The 19265-nt window shown below is 36.1% G+C and carries 16 protein-coding genes and 1 riboswitch; of the genes, 5 read left to right on the plus strand and 11 right to left on the minus strand.

From position 1 onward, the window contains the following. Positions 1-16: 16 nt before the first annotated feature. The 7 genes from IP023_RS07095 to IP023_RS07125 all read right to left on the minus strand — a co-directional run bounded on the left by IP023_RS07095 (position 17) and on the right by IP023_RS07125 (position 6019). On the minus strand, positions 17-289 hold the full coding sequence (locus IP023_RS07095; protein WP_241789569.1) for a Trm112 family protein: 273 nt from the start codon (positions 287-289) through the stop codon (positions 17-19). Continuing rightward, a complete protein-coding gene (locus IP023_RS07100; protein ID WP_241789570.1) occupies positions 282-917 on the minus strand; it encodes a thiamine phosphate synthase in 636 nt (211 codons plus the stop codon). Before IP023_RS07100 ends, IP023_RS07095 begins: the two co-directional genes overlap by 8 nt. Then, positions 904-1944 carry an AIR synthase-related protein gene (locus IP023_RS07105; RefSeq protein ID WP_241789571.1) on the minus strand — a complete coding sequence of 347 codons (1041 nt, stop codon included), beginning with the start codon at positions 1942-1944 and terminating at the stop codon, positions 904-906. The genes IP023_RS07100 and IP023_RS07105 overlap by 14 nt, the downstream gene beginning before the upstream one ends. Further along, positions 1944-2669: a class I SAM-dependent methyltransferase gene (locus tag IP023_RS07110; protein ID WP_241789572.1), complete on the minus strand. Its 726-nt coding sequence runs from the start codon at positions 2667-2669 to the stop codon at positions 1944-1946. Before IP023_RS07110 ends, IP023_RS07105 begins: the two co-directional genes overlap by 1 nt. A 62-nt stretch (positions 2670-2731) precedes the next feature. After that, a riboswitch (TPP riboswitch) is annotated at positions 2732-2826 on the minus strand. Between the two features lie 262 nt (positions 2827-3088). Beyond that, positions 3089-4285 (minus strand): enoyl-ACP reductase FabV, encoded by a 1197-nt coding sequence (gene fabV / locus IP023_RS07115; RefSeq protein ID WP_241789573.1) that lies wholly within the window; start codon positions 4283-4285, stop codon positions 3089-3091. Positions 4286-4579: 294 nt separating this feature from the next. Further along, positions 4580-5050: a Dps family protein gene (locus IP023_RS07120; protein ID WP_241789574.1), complete on the minus strand. Its 471-nt coding sequence runs from the start codon at positions 5048-5050 to the stop codon at positions 4580-4582. Between the two features lie 12 nt (positions 5051-5062). Next, positions 5063-6019 carry an aldo/keto reductase gene (locus tag IP023_RS07125; protein WP_241789575.1) on the minus strand — a complete coding sequence of 319 codons (957 nt, stop codon included), beginning with the start codon at positions 6017-6019 and terminating at the stop codon, positions 5063-5065. A gap of 163 nt (positions 6020-6182) precedes the next feature. Here IP023_RS07125 and IP023_RS07130 point away from each other — a divergent pair, with 163 nt between their 5' ends. Further along, entirely contained in the window at positions 6183-7868 is a 1686-nt protein-coding gene (locus tag IP023_RS07130; RefSeq protein ID WP_241789576.1) for an RluA family pseudouridine synthase, read from the plus strand. A 97-nt stretch (positions 7869-7965) separates the two neighbouring features. Here IP023_RS07130 and IP023_RS07135 read toward each other — a convergent pair whose 3' ends face one another. Continuing rightward, entirely contained in the window at positions 7966-8385 is a 420-nt protein-coding gene (locus IP023_RS07135; protein ID WP_241789577.1) for a CBS domain-containing protein, read from the minus strand. A gap of 213 nt (positions 8386-8598) precedes the next feature. On the opposite strand from IP023_RS07135, the gene IP023_RS07140 reads away from it, so the two are divergent. The 3 genes from IP023_RS07140 (at position 8599) to IP023_RS07150 (ending at position 13110) form a co-directional block, all read left to right on the plus strand. Next, positions 8599-9153: a pentapeptide repeat-containing protein gene (locus IP023_RS07140; RefSeq protein ID WP_241789578.1), complete on the plus strand. Its 555-nt coding sequence runs from the start codon at positions 8599-8601 to the stop codon at positions 9151-9153. A gap of 27 nt (positions 9154-9180) precedes the next feature. Beyond that, positions 9181-9864: a L,D-transpeptidase family protein gene (locus IP023_RS07145; protein ID WP_241789579.1), complete on the plus strand. Its 684-nt coding sequence runs from the start codon at positions 9181-9183 to the stop codon at positions 9862-9864. Positions 9865-10017: 153 nt separating this feature from the next. Then, positions 10018-13110, plus strand: a complete 3093-nt coding sequence (locus IP023_RS07150; protein WP_241789580.1) for an AsmA family protein — start codon at positions 10018-10020, stop codon at positions 13108-13110. A 443-nt stretch (positions 13111-13553) separates the two neighbouring features. Here the strand turns inward: IP023_RS07150 and IP023_RS07155 are convergent, their stop codons facing one another. The 3 genes from IP023_RS07155 to IP023_RS07165 form a co-directional block, all read right to left on the minus strand. Further along, a complete protein-coding gene (locus IP023_RS07155) occupies positions 13554-14066 on the minus strand; it encodes a YdcF family protein (protein ID WP_241789581.1) in 513 nt (170 codons plus the stop codon). 239 nt (positions 14067-14305) lie between these two features. Continuing rightward, on the minus strand, positions 14306-15478 hold the full coding sequence (dinB, locus tag IP023_RS07160; protein ID WP_241789582.1) for a DNA polymerase IV: 1173 nt from the start codon (positions 15476-15478) through the stop codon (positions 14306-14308). A gap of 111 nt (positions 15479-15589) precedes the next feature. After that, positions 15590-16234 (minus strand): sterol desaturase family protein, encoded by a 645-nt coding sequence (locus IP023_RS07165; protein ID WP_241789583.1) that lies wholly within the window; start codon positions 16232-16234, stop codon positions 15590-15592. A gap of 328 nt (positions 16235-16562) precedes the next feature. Between IP023_RS07165 and IP023_RS07170 the strand changes: the two genes are divergently transcribed. Next, positions 16563-19226: a DNA gyrase/topoisomerase IV subunit A gene (locus IP023_RS07170; protein WP_241789584.1), complete on the plus strand. Its 2664-nt coding sequence runs from the start codon at positions 16563-16565 to the stop codon at positions 19224-19226. Positions 19227-19265 lie beyond the last annotated feature (39 nt).

The following is a 19265-nucleotide window of genomic DNA, read 5'->3' on the forward strand; positions in this document are numbered from 1 at the left end:
TAGCTCCTTTGTACTACTATGCTTTTGGCAACAATCTAAAATTTTTTATTTGAAGGTCTCCAATATGGTCTTCTAACAATTTATAAAGATTACGTTCAAATTTTTCATCTCTATATTCATCAGGTGTCATAATAGGAACACCTGATAGGATAGGATAAATCCTATCACAGGTCTTACAAGACAAATATCCAAAAATGACATCCCCATCGACAGTTTGTTCTATATTTTTCAGTTGTACATCTGATTTATCAAACGGACAACATATTTTAGCTAATGTATTTTTATCCATTATTTAATTTTTTATACATATCATTTATTTGTTGCTGTAATACAGCCTCTCCACTAAGTGCTGAAATCACAGCAATACCTTGATAATCTAGAGATGAAAGGCTATCTATATTGTCCAAGGTAATACCTCCAGCGAGGACAATAGGCATATCCGATATTTGACGAGCTTTATGAATAGTTTCAAAATTCACGATATCACATGACTTACTATGCTTAGAGTCAAACATAGAACAGAAAGATATATAATCAAATTTTTGCGCTACTGCCCATTCTATTGTATGGAGGTCATTGGTACAAGTGATCCCCAACAACTTGTGCTTTAGCCGATATTTAATGGTTTCCCATTCCAATGGAATATCGTCAAAATGAACACCATCGAAATCCAATTCATCCATTATTTCCCATCTATTATTTATAAATAAAGGTGTATTATACTGCTTACATAAGCTTAATACTTCAGCTATAAAATCACATTCATCAATACCATTATCCCAGATTTGAACCGCAAGGATATTATGGTTTAGGGCAATATTGAGTTTATTTATAATCGTTTCTCTATCTAATTGGGGGTCGATAACCAAATAAATCCCCCTTTTAGAAGTATCAAATATATTTTTAGGACAGTCCATCGTTCATCGCTTTATTAAAAACAGCCCAATAAGGATCTTGTTCATGGTTAATCAATTCCGTTTTCAAACCATTGTCATACCAATATAATCCATGATCAAAACTTGTAAACACCCCTATTTCAGTACATCTAATATCGTTAGATTCCATTGCAGCTATAACTTCAACTTTATCTTCAGTATTACAACTTATCAACATCGAACCTGCCCCGATGCTTCGTAAAGGATCCAAATCAAAGACAGCACATACATTATGAATATGTGGCTCTACCACAATATCATTGATGTAAAGCTCTACTCCTACTTTACTAGCGGTACACATTTCATATATGGCGCCTAATATTCCACCTTCTGTCACATCATGCATCGCTGTAATGCTACGTTTTACAGTATTTAATTTACGTACAATATGCGCTTCTTTCAACACGGAAATATTCCACATCTCATCATGGAGTTTTCCTACATCTAATGTAGACAAACGAGCAGCAGTATAATTAGGAAATACCGCTGCTAAGATAGCTGACGAAGAAATCGCCGCGGACTTTGTCATCAATAAAGTTTCTCCTGGAGATACCATAGATGATAATAGCATCGTTTCGGGGGCACCAATAGCCCATAAAGTAATTCCACCAGCTATGGTAGACCTATTACCATGTGCCCATCCGGTATGACCGCCCGTTATCGCAATTCCTATATCCTTAGCAAAGGAATCAATATGAGACCAATATGCTCTGAGCTCTATCTCTGTGATATTATCAGGTAAGTTCAATACGATCTGCCCATATTGTGGGGACAAACTCGTCGTGGCTATATCATTTGCTACCAATTGTATCGAAAGCCATGCCGACACCTTCGCTCCTAATGATGCGATATACGTCAAGGGGTCACTCGCTATAGCCATCGCTAAAGTAGTAGTCAAATCAATAATAGAAGTATCGATGCCATATCTCGGTGCTATAACATTGGCACGGTAATACCCATGTTCATTCGCTATGATATCGTTTATAAATTTTTCTGCTAATTTTCCCATTATTCGACATCATCAAAATGAACATATAAACCAAAGAAATCACCATACGGTATTTTCCATTGTTGAACAGGAAATAATTTGGGTAAGCCCGTACACATCCAGCGTATAGAATAACGTCTTCCTTGGAGGGCTTGATCTATCACCCTGATAAGCGATGAAGGCGTATAAAAACTTGCCGTTATATAAAAGGGATTTTTACCAAACATTTGTTGTACCCTTCGTCTTATATACTTGGGTGAATTTCTATTCATCATACCAAAGGCAAGACCATACTTGGCGACGCGGGCCGCTTCTTGAATCACAAGGCAAGGATCTTTGTAATATTCAAATGTGGTAATAAATGCTACCGCATCAAAAGAGTTATCTTTGAAGGGCATGTTGTGAGAATCCGCCATCACTAGAGGACCATTAAATAAGTCAATAGCTTGGGATAGCATCAAAGGAGAGATATCTGCTCCCGTAGCTTCTATACCAATCTGCGTCCACCAGCGTGTAAACCTACCAGTACCACAGCCAAACTCTAATAATGCTTTTATTCTACCATCAGCATCTAACAACTGTTGCATGACTTTCTTTTGCCATACTTCGGCGCGTTTATAACGCCCTTCATACCATTGCTCATAAGTGTCTGTATGTTCTCTATTAAAGAACCACTCCGCCCTACCTTGCCAATTTTTGTGCTGATCGGGGATCAGCACATCATGTTTGTTAACTAAAACTTCCATACGATATTTGTATTAATAAAAAACTCCATTCGTATGGATAAGCCTTACAGAATGGAGTACAATATTATCGTATCCTGCATCCCTACGTTGGCATTATCCAAATCAGGTGTCGGGTATCATCTCAGCTCCACAATAGTGGGCACCCCGTGCATATTTTTTTAGTATAATTTAATTACTTAAATATAGGCAAAATATATAGAATAAAAAATTACAACAGACTGAATACATGAATGATAAAAAAATATAGATAAAATCTAAGGAACTAAAGCTTTCATTATTGATAATAGTACTGGGATTAGCATTGTTTTATGCCGCTATTCAAAGGAGAAACTATGAATAAAGAAGATCATATTACTGAAAAATACGAAAGCCGATTGAAATGATCAATCGGCTTTCTATATAGTAAAATAAAATTTATCTTAGATACTAGGTACGTTTACGACTTCATTTGTATCTGCTTCGTAATCAATTTGATCGAAATTGAAACCAAATAGATTGAAGAAATCTTTACGGTAACCAGCAATATCAGAAATCTCTTCTAAGTTTTCAGTAGTTGCTTTTTCCCATAATGCCGCTACTTCAGCTTGAACATCAGCACGCATTTCCAAATCGTCGACACGGATACGTCCTTTTTCATCTACTGCAACTTTACCATCAGCAGTGTACAAGCGCTCCGCAAATAAGCGTTGCATTTGCTCGATAGTACCTTCATGAATACCTTTTTCTTTCATCACTTTGTACAAGAATGAAATGTATAAAGGAACCACAGGAATTGCTGATGACGACTGTGTTACCAATGCTTTGTTTACCGAAACATATGAAACACCGTTAAGGTCTTTCAATAAATCGTTCAATGCAGGTACAGTACCTTCTAAATCATCCTTAGCACGACCAATTGTACCATTACGGTAAATAGGGTATGTCAACTCAGGACCTATATAAGAATAAGCTACCGTCTTAACACCTTCGGCTAAAACACCTGCAGCCTTCATCTCTTCGATCCAGAATTTCCAATCTTCACCACCCATTACTGCTACTGTATTAGCAATATCTTCCTCATTTTCGATAGGATTGATGGTAATATCTGAAACTACACCAGAGTGAAAATCTACAGTTTTATCTGTAAATGGAACAGCGATAGGCTTTAATACAGACGCATGCGCAACTCCAGTTTTTGGATGCGTACGTCGTGGTGAAGCCAATGAATATACTACTAAATCTACTTGACCTAAATCTTGTTTGATTAATTCAATTGCTTGTTTTTTGATATCATCAGAAAAAGCATCTCCATTGATACTCTTTGCATATAATCCTGCTGCCTGTGCTTCTTTTTCAAAAGCCGCAGAATTGTACCATCCTGCTGTACCTGGCTTACCTTCTGTAGCTGGTTTTTCAAAAAATACACCTATCGTAGCGGCATCAGAACCGAATGCTGCCGAAATACGAGAAGCTAAACCGAAGCCTGTAGAAGCACCTATTACTAATACTTTTTTAGGGCCATTAGCAATTTTACCTTTTGATTTTACGTATTCAATTTGTTCTTTAACATTTTGAGCCGTTCCTTCAGGATGCGACGTCAAACATATAAAACCTCTTACACGTGGTTGAATAATCATAATATTTTAATTAATATCAGTTTCAAACTTTATTAAGCTACAAATAAACGGAAATTAAAACGAATATGACAGAAAAATAATATAGAAATTTGCAACCTTAAAGCTATTTACTATATCGGCGCAATACTTAACCAAAATATAGAAGTAACCAGCTGTACAAGAAAGGTATCATACTTTATACAAATTCTAATAATGCCAAATCCCTTCTCTAATAGAGTTTATTTGAAACTCTATTACGTAAAAAGAGCCTATTTGTGTATTAATAGGCTCTTTTTACGAAACTGCAAAATATTACTATTTCAAGTGAGAACGCAACATCCATGCTGTTTTCTCAAAACTACCCATCAACTCCACGAAGAAATCTTCAGTAACAGCATCACCGTGTTTTTCGGCCAATTCTACATTTTCGCGCAGCGTAATAATTAAGCTTTCATAATCATTTAACAAGATTTTGATATAGCTTTTACTGTCATTTTTAGCCGGTTTATCCTCGGACAATTGTGTTACCTGTAAAAACTCTTTCAAAGAACCTATCGCATAATGACCGATAGCACGTACTCGCTCCGCTACATCATCAATATTCTCTGCCAATCCATCATAAATCCCTTCAAAGAAAATATGCTGTGCATGAAAATCAGCACCTTCAATATTCCAGTGTGCATTTCGTGCCTTTGTATACAATACATTTAAATCAGCTAATAATTTATTCAACAATTCAGCTACCGCTGCAGTATCTTTTTCTTTAAGCCCAATGTTTACTTTCATGTTTTTCTAAATTTAATATATACTTGATTCGTTCAAAATTGTTATATCCTGATTGTCTAACTTCACGCGTAACGCATCTATAAAAGCATCTATATGAGATGATTTGGTAGCACTTGCTATCGGACCAAAGATAGTATCTTGTAGCAAAAGCCAAGCCAAAGCTATGGCAGAAGAACTCACTTGATGTTTAGATGCTACTTCATGGAGTGCTTTTATAATACGTCGGCCACGCTCATTCCAATATTTATCTTTTATCCCCTTTCCACGTACTGTTTCCTCGAAAGATGCTTCGGATGTATATTTACCACTCAAAAAACCCGATGCCAAGGCGTAATAAGGTATCACAGCTATGTTGCGCTCTTTAGCAAGATCCTGATATAAATGCTCAAATTTGGCCCTATCAAAAAGATTATATTCAGGCTGTAGCGATACATAAGAAGGAAGCTGCTTTTCTACTGCGATATCTAGACTTTCTACAAATCGCTCTGGCGCAATATTTGAAGCACCAATATAACGTACTTTACCTTCATTAATCAAATCCTCGTAGGCACGCAATGTTTCTTCTATGGCTGTTTCCTCTTGGTCATAATGTGTTTGATAAAGATCAATATAATCTGTACGTAATCTCTTCAAAGACAATTCTACTTGTTCTTTGATATAAGAACCCTTAGTATTGAAAACGCTATCATAACCAAAGCGTCCACCTACTTTGGTCATCAATACCACATCATGGCGATTTCCTTTTTTTTGTACCCAATTTCCGATAATGGTTTCGGACTCTCCACCGATATTACCAAGCACCCAATGTGAATAATTATTAGCAGTATCTATAGCATTAAAGCCTTTATCTACAAACTCATCCAATATAGCAAAAGACTGTTTTTCATCTAAAGTCCAACCAAACACATTACCACCAAATATCAATGGAACCATCTGTAAATCTGTTGCAGAAAATTTAATCTTATTCATAGTTATAAGTCTTATTTTGACACATTCTAAATTACTTATTTTTATGTAAAAAAACGATTTCAAAAGGGATATAAATTTCATGTTTAAGTCATATTAACGATCTATAGATAGATTAAATTTATCGATCAAAAAACTGTATTTTTGCACTTTACACGATCAGCATATGCATACGGAAATACCATTTTTACATCAATTCGAAAATGACATCACATCAATTGAAAAACCCGATAAATTTACGTATCCCTTTTGCTATGATCCACATCCATTAAGCATAATTGCTGCAGAGCAGTTACAACAGTATCTCCATACCCAGCAAGACTTCGAGCACAATTTTGGTTTAGAAGAAGGCCAAGAAGGGGTGAAAATAGGCAAGATGTTTGGCGTTCTTGTGGTAGAAGACAATCTTGGAAATCTAGGCTATCTCGCGGCATGTTCGGGCAAGCTAGCAGGTACCTATAAACACAAATACCTTATTCCTCCGATTTTTGATATGCTCGATGAGCATGGCTTCTTCCTTACTGAAGAGCGTACCATCAATCCATTGAACAGAGAGATAGAGAGTCTAATGCAAAATCCGCAGCTGGATATTCTTAAACAAAGGCTAGAAGAAGTAAAAGAAAAAAGCGCACAAGAATTGGCTGCAGCACGACAATTGCACAAAGCCAATAAAGCAGAACGTAAAAAAATACGTACTACCCAAAAAACTCTAGTACCAATAGAGGAATATAAAGTAATTGAAGAGGATCTCATAAAACAGAGCTATAGAGATCAACATGAATACGATGTACTAAGACAGCGTACCAAAGCTGCTATTGCGGAGATCGAAGACTCCTTAGCGCAGTTATTGTCCGAAATAGAAGCGCGTAAAGAATTACGTAAACAGAAGTCTTCAGACTTACAATATCGCCTATTTGACCAATATCATTTTCTAAATGCTCATGGCCAAACACGCTCCGTGTTATCTATATTCGAAGAAGCTATCCAGATGCTTCCTCCTGCGGGTGCTGGCGACTGTGCTGCTCCCAAGCTGCTACAATATGCCTATCAGCATCAATTGAAGCCAATATGTATGGCTGAATTTTGGTGGGGATTTTCTCCTTCTGCCGAAGTTCGTAAACATGGTTACTTCTACCCTGCATGTCGCAGTAAATGCGAACCTATACTGGGACATATGTTACAGGGCTTAGACGTCGATGCCAATCCTATGCTGACAAATCCTGCCGAGAACAAAGCGTTAGAAATTATTTATGACGATGATGCGATCATAGTAGTTAATAAACCAGCAGAATTTCTATCTGTTCCTGGGATCAATGTACAAGACTCCGTACAGAATCGTATTATAGCGATGTACCCCGATATTACTGGGCCTGTCATCATCCATCGCTTAGATATGTCGACATCGGGAATCTTGGTATTAGCAAAAAATAAAGAAGCACACCAATTTATTCAAGATCAATTTATAAAGCACAGTATCCAAAAAAGGTACACAGCACTTCTTGATGCGGTGATTGAAGAAAAAGAAGGAATTATTGACCTTCCATTGCGAGTAGATTTAGAGGACAGACCTCGCCAGGTAGTCTGCTATGAATATGGCAAACCAGCACGCACGAAATATAAAGTAGTAGGTATCGAAGATAATAAAACACGTATTCACTACTATCCGCTTACAGGACGTACCCATCAATTGCGGGTACACTCTGCACATAGCAAAGGTTTGAACACCCCTATTGTAGGAGATGATCTATATGGCAAACGTGCTGACCGTTTGCATCTACATGCTGGCTATATCTCCTTTGTACATCCTTTGAGCAAAGAACAAATTAGTTTTGAGGTAGCTGATCCATTTTAGGAAAAAAAGTGAGATCGGCTAAACCTCGATCCCACTTAAAAACATATAATTAAACATATCATCCATGGTTGAGGTTATCCTCGACCATTTTGTATTCTTAGCCATTAAATTGTGCGAGTAAAAATTTGATCAGATCTGTTGTAGACAGTATGCCCACTAGATTTTCTTTCTCATCAACTATTGGGAGCGCTCTAAATTCACTCTCTACAAAAACTAATGCTGCAGTTTTTATAAAATCAGTGTGATAAAGTGTTTTCACATTTTTTGTCATCACCTGCTCTAGGGTATACATATCGTAGACCATAGATACTACTTTATCCTCCTCTTCATCAGGAACTCCTATTCGCAATAAATCAGAATAACTCAACATACCTATTATCTTATTGCCCGATACAACAGGTATATGTCGAATATTATACTCTTTAAATAACCCTTCGGCTTTTGTCAATGAATCATTGATATTTAATGTAACTACATCTGTAGTCATTATGGTAGAAATCAAAATTCGTTCCTTCATATAGCTTATATCTTTTGTTAACTAAAATTAACATTAATTATTACGTAAAAATATGACAACAATCACGCTAAATACTGCAACAAACAACTTACTGAAAGTCAGAAATATACTATATTATACAAATAGCCTAATGGTCAGTCGCAAGGACACCCTATTTTATTATTAAATAGAAATAAGCTACCTTGAGGCACATATCATCCGGCATAAAAAGCTATGGCTATCGAAGATCAACTAGTAGAGAAAAAGAATGAATTGCAAATGGCAACATATGAAAATTGCATCTTCAAATCATGTAATTTTGAAAGAGCAGATTTCAGCAGCTATAAGTTTATAGATTGTATATTTGACAACTGCAATTTAAGCCTTATTACGCAAGAAAATATTGCTATACAAGATTGTTCTTTTAAGGATTGTAAAATATTAGGATTTCCTTTTTTTAAAGCTAACACCTTCAATCTTAGTTTTTCTTTTGACAATTGTATATTAGACCACAGCTCATTCCAAGGCTTAAAAATCAAAAAAACATCTTTTGTAAATTGTTCTCTCAAGGAAGTTGATTTTGAAAACACAGACTGTAGCCAATCGGTATTTGACAATTGCAATATGGAAAGAGCTTTATTCTATCAAACAAATATGGTTAGCGCTGACTTTAGAACGGCTTACAATTATACTTTAGATCCTGAATTTAATATGCTCAAAGGCGCAAAATTTAGCCTCGACGGAATACCCGGTTTACTGCATAAGTATAAAATAAAAATAACGAATTAATAACCCGGTTTTGAATAAATGACTATCATGACTCTGCCTGTAGTACAACATATGCCCAATGATGGAGCTGACCGCATACAAATAGCGATACGTGACAAAGAGTCTATTATCAAAGCCAATCTAGACCTGTATCAACTGCACAAAGATGACTTGCACATTCTTTTTGTTGCCTACAAAGAAAATAATGAGCTACATCTTTATGCTAAAACTACAACAGAGATTAAATATCGTAATATAAAAATATACCCTATCTGTAAACGCTCTGGCACACTAGGACCCAAAAAAGCCGAAGGAGATCTGCAGGTGCCCGAAGGTTTTTATCATATCGACCGCTTCAATCCCAAGAGCAAGTATTATCTATCCTTAGGAATCAACTACCCCAATGCTGTAGATAAAAACCTTGGCTATACAGGATCAGATATATTTATCCATGGGCAGTGTGAGACGAAAGGATGTCTGCCGATGACTGATGAGCTGATAAAAGAAATATACCTCTACGCATTTTGGGCCAATGCTAACGGACAGCAACAAATACCTGTATATATATTCCCTTTTGCGATGACAAACGCAAATATAGAGATGCATAAAAATCAAGTTGAGGAAAAGACTTTACTTTTTTGGAAAAATATACAAGAGGGCTATGCTCGATTTGAAGCTAATCTATGCGAAATAGACTTTATACCAACGGAGGGCTATTACTCTTACAGATGAAAAAATAATAAATTTTAATGTTGATTTACAGTAAATTTTAAGAAATTTGCATTTCTTAAATAATACATCATAGTGCTGATAAAAAAACATCTCCCTCTACTAAAAAAAATAGGTTACTTCATCATTGGAATAGTTGCTTTTATACTAATTGCAATGGTCTCTATTCCCTATTTTTTTAAAGATCAAATACAAAGTACAATCAAAGAAATCGCGAATAAGAACATCAATGGTGACTTACAGTTTAGCGATATCGATGTAAGCTTTTTCACTCATTTCCCTTCATTGACGACCTCCATTCATGATGTCAAACTAAAAGGATCTGCTCCATTTCAGGATAGCACCTTGATAGATGTAAAGGAGATAAGCTTAGGTATCGATCTATCATCACTCTTTAAAGATAAAATTGTCCTCGACAAGTTTATAATATCTGAAGGTAATATCAATGTATTGGTAGACTCCACGGGTGCCGCCAATTACAATATTTATACCTCTACGGATACAGCACAAGACAATGAGGTAAATGATAATGAAGATAGTAAAATCGCTTTCAAATTATTGAAACTAAAAGATATCAACCTACATTATCAAGATGCTTCTATTCCTCTAAAAATGGAAGCTATCAATCTTGATTATGAAGGTAGAGGAGATCTTACTTCATCGATCTTTGATCTTAAAACTAATGCCAACATTGAGGCATTCACCTTGATCTTTGATAACGAAAAATATGTCGATAGCAAAAGCATACATGCCCAATTGATTACAAAAATCAATACTAATAACTTGTCATTAGTATTTGAGAAAAATGATATTATCATCAATAAACTACCCGTTCGCTTCAAAGGTGCTTTTGCATTCTTAACCAATGGTTATCATTTGGATTTTAAATTGAAATCTCAAGAAAGTACATTGAGTGACTTATTGTCTTTGGTACCTAAAGGCTATGCCGACTGGCTACAAGACACCAAAATAAAGGGTAGCTCAGAAGTATTTATGAACCTCATAGGCGATTATATTGTCGAAGAAAACAAAATGCCCAATCTATCTTTGGGATTGATTATCAACGATGGCTACTTATCCTATAAAGATGCCAAAGTGCCGCTATCCGAACTCAATACTAAGGTAAGAATAGATATTCCACAGCTCAACCCGGACTCCTTGGCGATAGACCTTAAGCAATTTGATTTTAAAGTCGCAGCGGGTTATTTCAAAACCGAAGCAAACATCAAAGGTATTGATCCTATGCAAGTACAAGGCACTGTCAGTAGCGCTCTTGACTTAGGTAGTCTTTACCAAGCTATCAAATGGCCTGACTTCAGCATCGCGGGCCAATTAGAATTGGATGGCCAAGTGGATGGCACCTATTCTACAGATACTTTGACCTATGGTATTCGTAACAAAAAGGAAGTATATATATCTTCAATACCTACTTTTAATATAAAGAATACTTTGACAAATGGATATTTCAAACTCAATACCCTTCCTGCTGCTATAGAGAAAATCGCTTATTCGTTGGAAGCTGTAGCTACAGATAATAAAATCCAAAATGCTAAAATAGCCTTGAAAGATATCGATATCAAAGCTCTCAATAACTATATAAAAGGATATGCTAATATAAAGGATTTCCAAAATATGAGCCTTGATGCTAATGTACAAGCTGATATCAACTTGGCTGATATCAAACAAGTATATCCGCTTGATAGTGTCGATATAGCAGGTAATGTCTTTGTTAATATCATCTCCCAGGGATATATGGATCTGAAGAAGAATATAATCCCCGAAACTAGTGCTACGATAACGATGAAAAATGGTTACTACAAATTGTGGTCCTACCCTATCCCATTGGAACAAATCAATGTAGAAACGTATATCAACAGTAAAACAGGATCATTGAAAGATTTGAGTATTCAGATATTACCTATTTCGTTTACATTAGCTGGAGAGCCTTTCTTTTTGAATGCTGAATTCAAGAACTTCAATGATATAAAATATGCTGTACGCTCCAATGGGAGGCTTAATCTCGCTCCGCTATATAAGATATTCGCTATAGAGGGAATGGATATCGATGGATATGTAAAAACAAATATCGATCTTGCGGGTCTACAAAGTGATGCCATGCAGGGCAGGTACAGCCGTCTGAAAAATAATGGAACCATTGAGATTGGCAATATCAATGTCAATACAGAGCTTCTCCCACAAACGGTACAACTCAAAAGTGGTAAATTTACCTTTCGCCGTGAAAAGCTTAATGTAGATCAATTCCTTATGGAATATGGGGACAATAAAATCAGCATCAAGGGTGCTATCAACAATATCATCAACTACTTGACTGCAAGTACGGAAATACTCAAAGGGAAATTTGATTTGAAAAGTAATTCCCTAAATATAAATGATTTTATGGCTTTTGATGAAGCCTCGCTATCGTCAACAACAGAAGCAACCACTAAAGGGGTGGTTTTACTCCCTGACAATGTAGATATGGAATTTGTAGGACAGGTCAATAACGTCCTATACGACCAGATAAAGTTGAAGAACTTTAAAGGTAACCTCAGGTTAAAATCAGGTCAATTGGCGATGAAAAATACAGGCTTTGAATTGGCGGGAATGAAAACAAATATGGATATCAACTACCGTCCATTGAACCCCAATAAAGCGAAGTTTGATTTCAATGTCAAAGCAGACAACTTCGACATATATCGTGCATACACGGAGATTCCACTCTTCCAAGAGATGGTTACATCAGCCAAAAATATGCGTGGCACCGTATCTTTAGACTACCAATTGGGGGGATTACTAAACGATGAGATGAGCCCCATTATGTCTACTATCCAAGGTAAAGGTACATTGACATTGGATCAGATTGAATTTTACAATTTCAAATTATTAAACACCATTAGCAAAGCTACAGGCAAAGAAAGCCTTCCTAAAGCGGATGTAAAAAAGGTTAAAGTAAATACTTCCATCAAAAATAATGTCATGACGATCGAACGTACAAAGATGAAGATGGCTGGTTTTAGACCACGCTTTGAAGGTCAGGTAACTCTCGATGGCAAGATGAACTTAGGATTTAGACTCGGTCTACCACCTTGGGGGATATTTGGTATCCCAATGCGTATAACAGGGACATCGGAGAATTTCAAGGTCAAACTCGGCAAATACATAGAAGAAGATTTAGATACCGATATGGATGATGAAGATAAAGCGCTTTATGAAGCTTCATTGGCACAAGATACAGTAAAGGTTAATTAGCCTTTACTGTATCTTTATGACACAGCTACTATAAGAACTCTACTCTTTATAGTTCCTTAAAAATCAAATTCTACAAACCACAATAAGAATGCAATAACCAACACTATTGCAACGACAGTCATGCCTGCTTGATATAACCAGTTAGAAATATTTTTTTCCTTTTTTTTATTCATCTTTTTTATTGTTAAGTTGAGGTGACATACAATATCAAAAAACATCGAATGCACTTATCCATACAATAAACCCCTACCATAGCCAAAATGTTTACACAAATTGTATTTTTTTTAAGGAAATAATCACTTGTCTCTACCCTCTGCTAACAAAATTTTTAATCCCTCAGAATTTCAGTATGCTATCCCTCAAATTATCAACAGAATAACTATTTTAACATCGATTACTTGAGTAATAGCTGTATATTAAAAAAGGCATAATCATTTTTTGTACTAATAATAAATACCATTGTCTAACAACTGTTGTATCGCTTTTTCTTCATGTTTCATCAGGGAAAATAACTTAGTTAGCTTCAACGTTGATTTGGCCGAAAAGAAGATGACAGATTTATGCTTTAACACTGCTTCACATATTATTTTTGCCCTGTTTATATGGAAATCAGAAGTGACCACAACTAATATAGTTGGATTTTGGGCATCAATAATTTGTTTTGACATAGCGAAATCCTCCACCGTATTTGCTGACATAGGGGATTCTAAAAACATATCTTCAGGAACACCATTTTTTATTAAGAAATTTCTTGCATAGTAACTATGAGGTTGAGGAGCTCTATTAAATTGTTCTCCAAATCCTCCAGTACAAATAATCTTAAAATCAGGATTTAATTTATAAAAATGAAAGGTAGAAATTAACCTATCTTTTGCCAACATGGATAATTCTCCATTATGACTATTGGATGCCCCCAATACTAGAATAATTCCTTTTATACTTTTCGATTTTATCATTATTGCAAAGATTAGTTAATGTACTGTAGAAAAATTCAACTACAAGGATTAAGAGTTAACATAAAAGTTTCTTATAATTAATACGTAATTAATAAACAATTTAGTATATTATGAAGTTGAATACTGCACAAAAAAATAAGATTAACACTTAAGTATAGTAAACAGAACCGCTATATAGATGATGCCCCTCTTCTATAAAAGAAATATTATTATCACTTTAACAACTCATCTACAACCAATTAGCGTCTAGGCAAAGCAGGAATTGAGATCGCACGCTTTACAATCTCATCCCCAAAGCGATTGCGCATATCATCCATCGCTTGGTATAAGCGTACTGCCTCTTCCGTATCTTCAAAAAGATTGATCTGTAGGGCTCCCTGCACCAAATGACTAAAGCGAACACCTATCAAGCGCACCAACATACGCTTATCATACAACTTAGCAAATAGTTCCTTTGCTTTACGAATCAATACAGCATCCGAGGAAGTGTATGAAATAACCATCTGCTTACTCACAGTATCAAAATTAGCATACCGCAGCTTCACCGTCACACAACCCGTCAGGCGCTTACTTTGGCGCAATTGAAAGGCTAATTTTTCGGTCATCCGTACAATCTCACTATTCAAAAACTGCATATCTATTGTATCTTGCTGAAAAGTTTCCTCCGTTCCGATACTTTTCTGCTCAGAATAAGGGACAATAGGCGAAGGATCTATACCATTGGCTTTGCGCGATAAATCAATACCATTCTTACCGAGTAGATTATGCATCATCGGAACAGGAATTTCACTCAGTACCTTGATCGTGCGTACCCCCATTTGCTGTAAAAGTGAAGATGTCTTTTCACCAATCCCCGGCATACGTTTGATGGGCAAGGGCGCTAAATATAATTTTTCTAAACCATGTGCTACTTCCTTACGACCGTCAGGTTTAGCATCTTCAGTAGCAACTTTACTAATCAATTTATTGGACGCCAAAGCGTAACTAATCGGAAGACCACTTTCTTTGGTAATCTTATCTTTCAGCTCCACCATAAATTGGCTACAGCCAAAAAAACGATCTACGCCCGTCAGATCAACATAGAACTCATCGATACTGGCCTTTTCCATCACAGGCACTGTATCTTTGACTACATCAGTCACCAAACGTGAATAATAACTATAACTATCATAATCGCCACGTACCACAATAGCTTGTGGACATAAGCGCAGGGCCAATTTCATCGGCATCGCACTATGAACCCCAAATTGGCGTGTTTCATAACTACAGGCCGACACGACAGCTCGATCACTCAATCCCCCTACGATCAATGGCTTGCCTATGAAAGCCGTATTTTTTAAGCGCTCTACACTGACAAAGAAAGTATCTAAATCTAAATGGGCTACAAAACGTTTGTCTAATTGCTCCTCCATAGTATTGTTGAAATTAACACTTCAAAAATACTAAAAATTTTAGCAAATAAAATACATTGTGAATAAGTAGCTAAAAAAAATAGGCTATTGCTATAAAGCAAAAAAGCAAGCTTACGCTTGCTTTTTTGCTTTATCTTTCTCGGGAAAACCAGAACTAAATATCTTGTCCCATATAGCTGAACTCACCCCAAAACCTTTTTCAGGATCAGAATAATGATGCAGCATATGATGATCTTTTATTTTCTTAAACCAGCCTGATTTAAAATTAGCATGGTGCATGGCGTAGTGACATTCATCGTAGATCAAGTACCCCAAAAGAAAACCTCCAAAAAAAGAAGCTAACGTAAATTCTCCAAAAAATGGATAGAAAATAAAATAGATAATAGTAGCCATGGGAATACTTGCCGACAAAGGCATTACTAAACGTAATCTATCTTTTGGATAATCATGGTGGACACCATGAAAAATAAAATGAATACGCTTGCCCCATTCACTAGTAGGATGGAAATGAAATACCCAACGGTGTAAAACGTACTCTGCTAATGTCCAAAATACTAAACCGTACAGAAAGTAAAGCGTAACATTCAGTCCAGACATTTCGCCAATAACATACGATTTATACACAAAATAAATTATCACAGGAATCCAAAATATAAGTGGAACAGCATAATGTATTTTCGACAACGATTCCAAAAAGTCACTCTTAAACATTCGAGTTGACTCAGAAGAATTGGAAACATAATTTCTTTTAGCCATAAAAAACAATCTCTTTAGTTATGATAGTTTACTATTTAATATAACACAAATTTAAAGCAGAATGTTTTATCCACAAAGCGTAAAAGTCATTTTAATGTCGATTTTTGACCATATGATAATAAAAGTCAGAAATGAATATTCAAAACAATCGAAAAACAAATTTCACAAATAGAGCAGGAAGATTCGTATAAGGAAAAAGGGGAAATCATGGTACTAACCTATAAAAAACTAAAGCTATCTATAATAGCTTATAAAAACATTTTTTGTACTTTTACCATTCTAAAAGATAGATCTTAGATCGTATTTAGAATCCACAATAAAGGTTTAAATGATTGACGAGACAAACAATTCGGAAGAAAATAATTTAGATAATTTGCCATCGGAAGACACCGATCAAACGAGCAATACGATATCTTTATCAGGACTCTATGAGACATGGTTTTTGGACTATGCTTCATATGTAATATTAGATCGTGCTGTCCCCCACATCAATGATGGTTTCAAACCCGTTCAACGCCGTATCCTTCATTCGCTGAAGGAGATGGATGATGGCAGATTTAATAAAGCTGCAAATGTGATTGGTAATACCATGAAATATCACCCACATGGGGATGCTTCTATTGGTGATGCTATGGTACAATTGGGTCAAAAAGATTTACTAATAGACTGTCAAGGTAACTGGGGGGATCCTGTAACAGGGGATTCTGCTGCAGCTCCTCGTTATATAGAAGGTAGACTTTCAAAATTTGCCAATGACGTTACGTTTAATCCAGATACTACAAAGTGGCAATTGAGCTATGACGGCCGTAATAAAGAACCTATTACATTACCTGTCAAGTTTCCTTTATTACTAGCACAAGGTGCAGAAGGTATTGCCGTAGGTTTGGCCACTAAGATTATGCCACACAACTTTATAGAGCTTATTGACGGCTCTATACAAGTATTGAATGGGGAAAGACCCAATATTTTCCCTGATTTCCCGACAGGTGGATTAGCGGATATCTCTAATTACAATGAAGGACAAAGAGGTGGAAAAATTCGTGTTAGAGCAAAAATCGAAGAACGCGACAAAAAAACCTTAGCCATAACGGAGATTCCTTTTGGCACCACTACGGGTGGACTTATCGAAAGCATTGTATCGGCAAATGATAAGGGTAAAATAAAAATCAAAAAAATAGAAGATAATACTGCAGCAGAAGTGGAAATCATGATCCACCTTGCTCCAGGTATTTCTCCAGATATGACGATAGATGCACTGTATGCATTTACGTCTTGTGAATCTTCTATCTCTCCCAATACATGTGTAATCAAGGATAACAAGCCACTATTCATGAGTGTCAATGATATCTTGATAGAGAACACTAATCAAACTAAAGATCTATTACGCCAAGAATTAGAGATTCGTCTACACGAGCTTTTAGAAAGAATATTTTTTAGTAATCTATTAAAAATATTCATTCAACAAGGAATGTACAAGCACCCAGATTATGAAAACTCTGGCGATTTTGACACTGTAGTAGGCGTATTAAACTCTTTATTTGCTCCTTTTGCAGATCAATTCTACAGACCTATTACACCTGAGGATTACAAAAAACTGATTGACAAGCCTATGAGTAGCATCACGCGCTTTGATATCAAGAAGGCGGATGATTTGATGAAGTCTCTAGAGGATGAGATCAAAGAAGTTAAGAAAAATCTGAAAAACTTGACCGAATTTGCGATCAAATGGTTTGAATACCTAAGAGGGAAATATGCCAAAGGTCGTGAACGCAAAACAGAACTCCGCGTATTCGATAAAGTTGAAGCTACACAAGTAGCCTTAGCGAATGCCAAATTATACGTAAACCGTGAAGAGGGATTTATCGGTATTGGCATGAAGAAAGATGAGTTTGTGAGTGAATGTTCAGATATTGATGATATCATCGTATTCCGTGAGGATGGCAAATATAGTGTGGTCAAAGTACAGGACAAAGTATTCGTCGGAAAAGACATTATTCATATCGCTGTATTCAAAAAAGGCGACGAACGAACAATTTATAATGCTATATATAATGACGGACCCAATGGCAACACTTATGTCAAGCGATTTGCCGTAACAGGTGTCACACGCGACAAAGAATATGATATCACCAAAGGTACGAAAGGGTCCAAATTGTTATATTTCACCGCCAATCCAAATGGCGAAGCAGAAGTGGTACATGTACAATTGAAAGCGAACAGCAAATTGCGCAAGCTTACCTTCGATCTAGATCTTTCCGAAATAGCGATCAAAGGAAAAGGATCTTTAGGTAATATCGTATCTAAGTACCCTGTGAAGAAAGTGACCTTCAAAAGTGCGGGTGTATCTACATTAGCAGGACGCAAGATTTGGTATGATGATGTTTTGAAACGTCTTAATGCTGATGAAAGAGGGAAATTCCTGGGTGAGTTCGATGGCGATGACAAGATATTAATGGTCTTTAATGATGGTACCTACGAATTATCAAACTTTGACTTGAGCAATCACTTTGATGAAAAAATGATACGCATCGAAAAACTGTACCCTGAACATGTATATACAGCAATCCATAAAGATGGTAAGTCGGGTGCGTTTTACGTGAAACGCTTTGTGTTTGATGACATACAAATCGGCAAACGTGTGTCAATCATCAATGATGAACCAGGCTCAAAACTTGTATTACTGACGAATAATCCACATCCCGTAGTTAAGATTGACCAGTTTAAAGGTAAATCTCAAACGCCAGAAACAATACAGCAAGAAACTAACGAACTGATAGATATTAAGAAAATCAAAGCCCAAGGTAATAGATTATCATTCCATAATGTACAAAAGGTATCTGCCTTAACTCAAGAGATTGATTTAGCAGCAAAGCTTACAAAAATAGAAAAAGTAGAAACTACTGAAACAGCAACAGAGGATATCAAGTTGGAAATAACAAATCCAGATGATGTACAATCTTCAGATGATACAGGGCAAATAGGGTTATTTTAAATAATAATAAAGGGCTTGAAATTTTCAAGCCCTTTATTA

The organism is Sphingobacterium rhinopitheci, from assembly GCF_022627575.1.
Taxonomy (GTDB): domain Bacteria; phylum Bacteroidota; class Bacteroidia; order Sphingobacteriales; family Sphingobacteriaceae; genus Sphingobacterium; species Sphingobacterium rhinopitheci.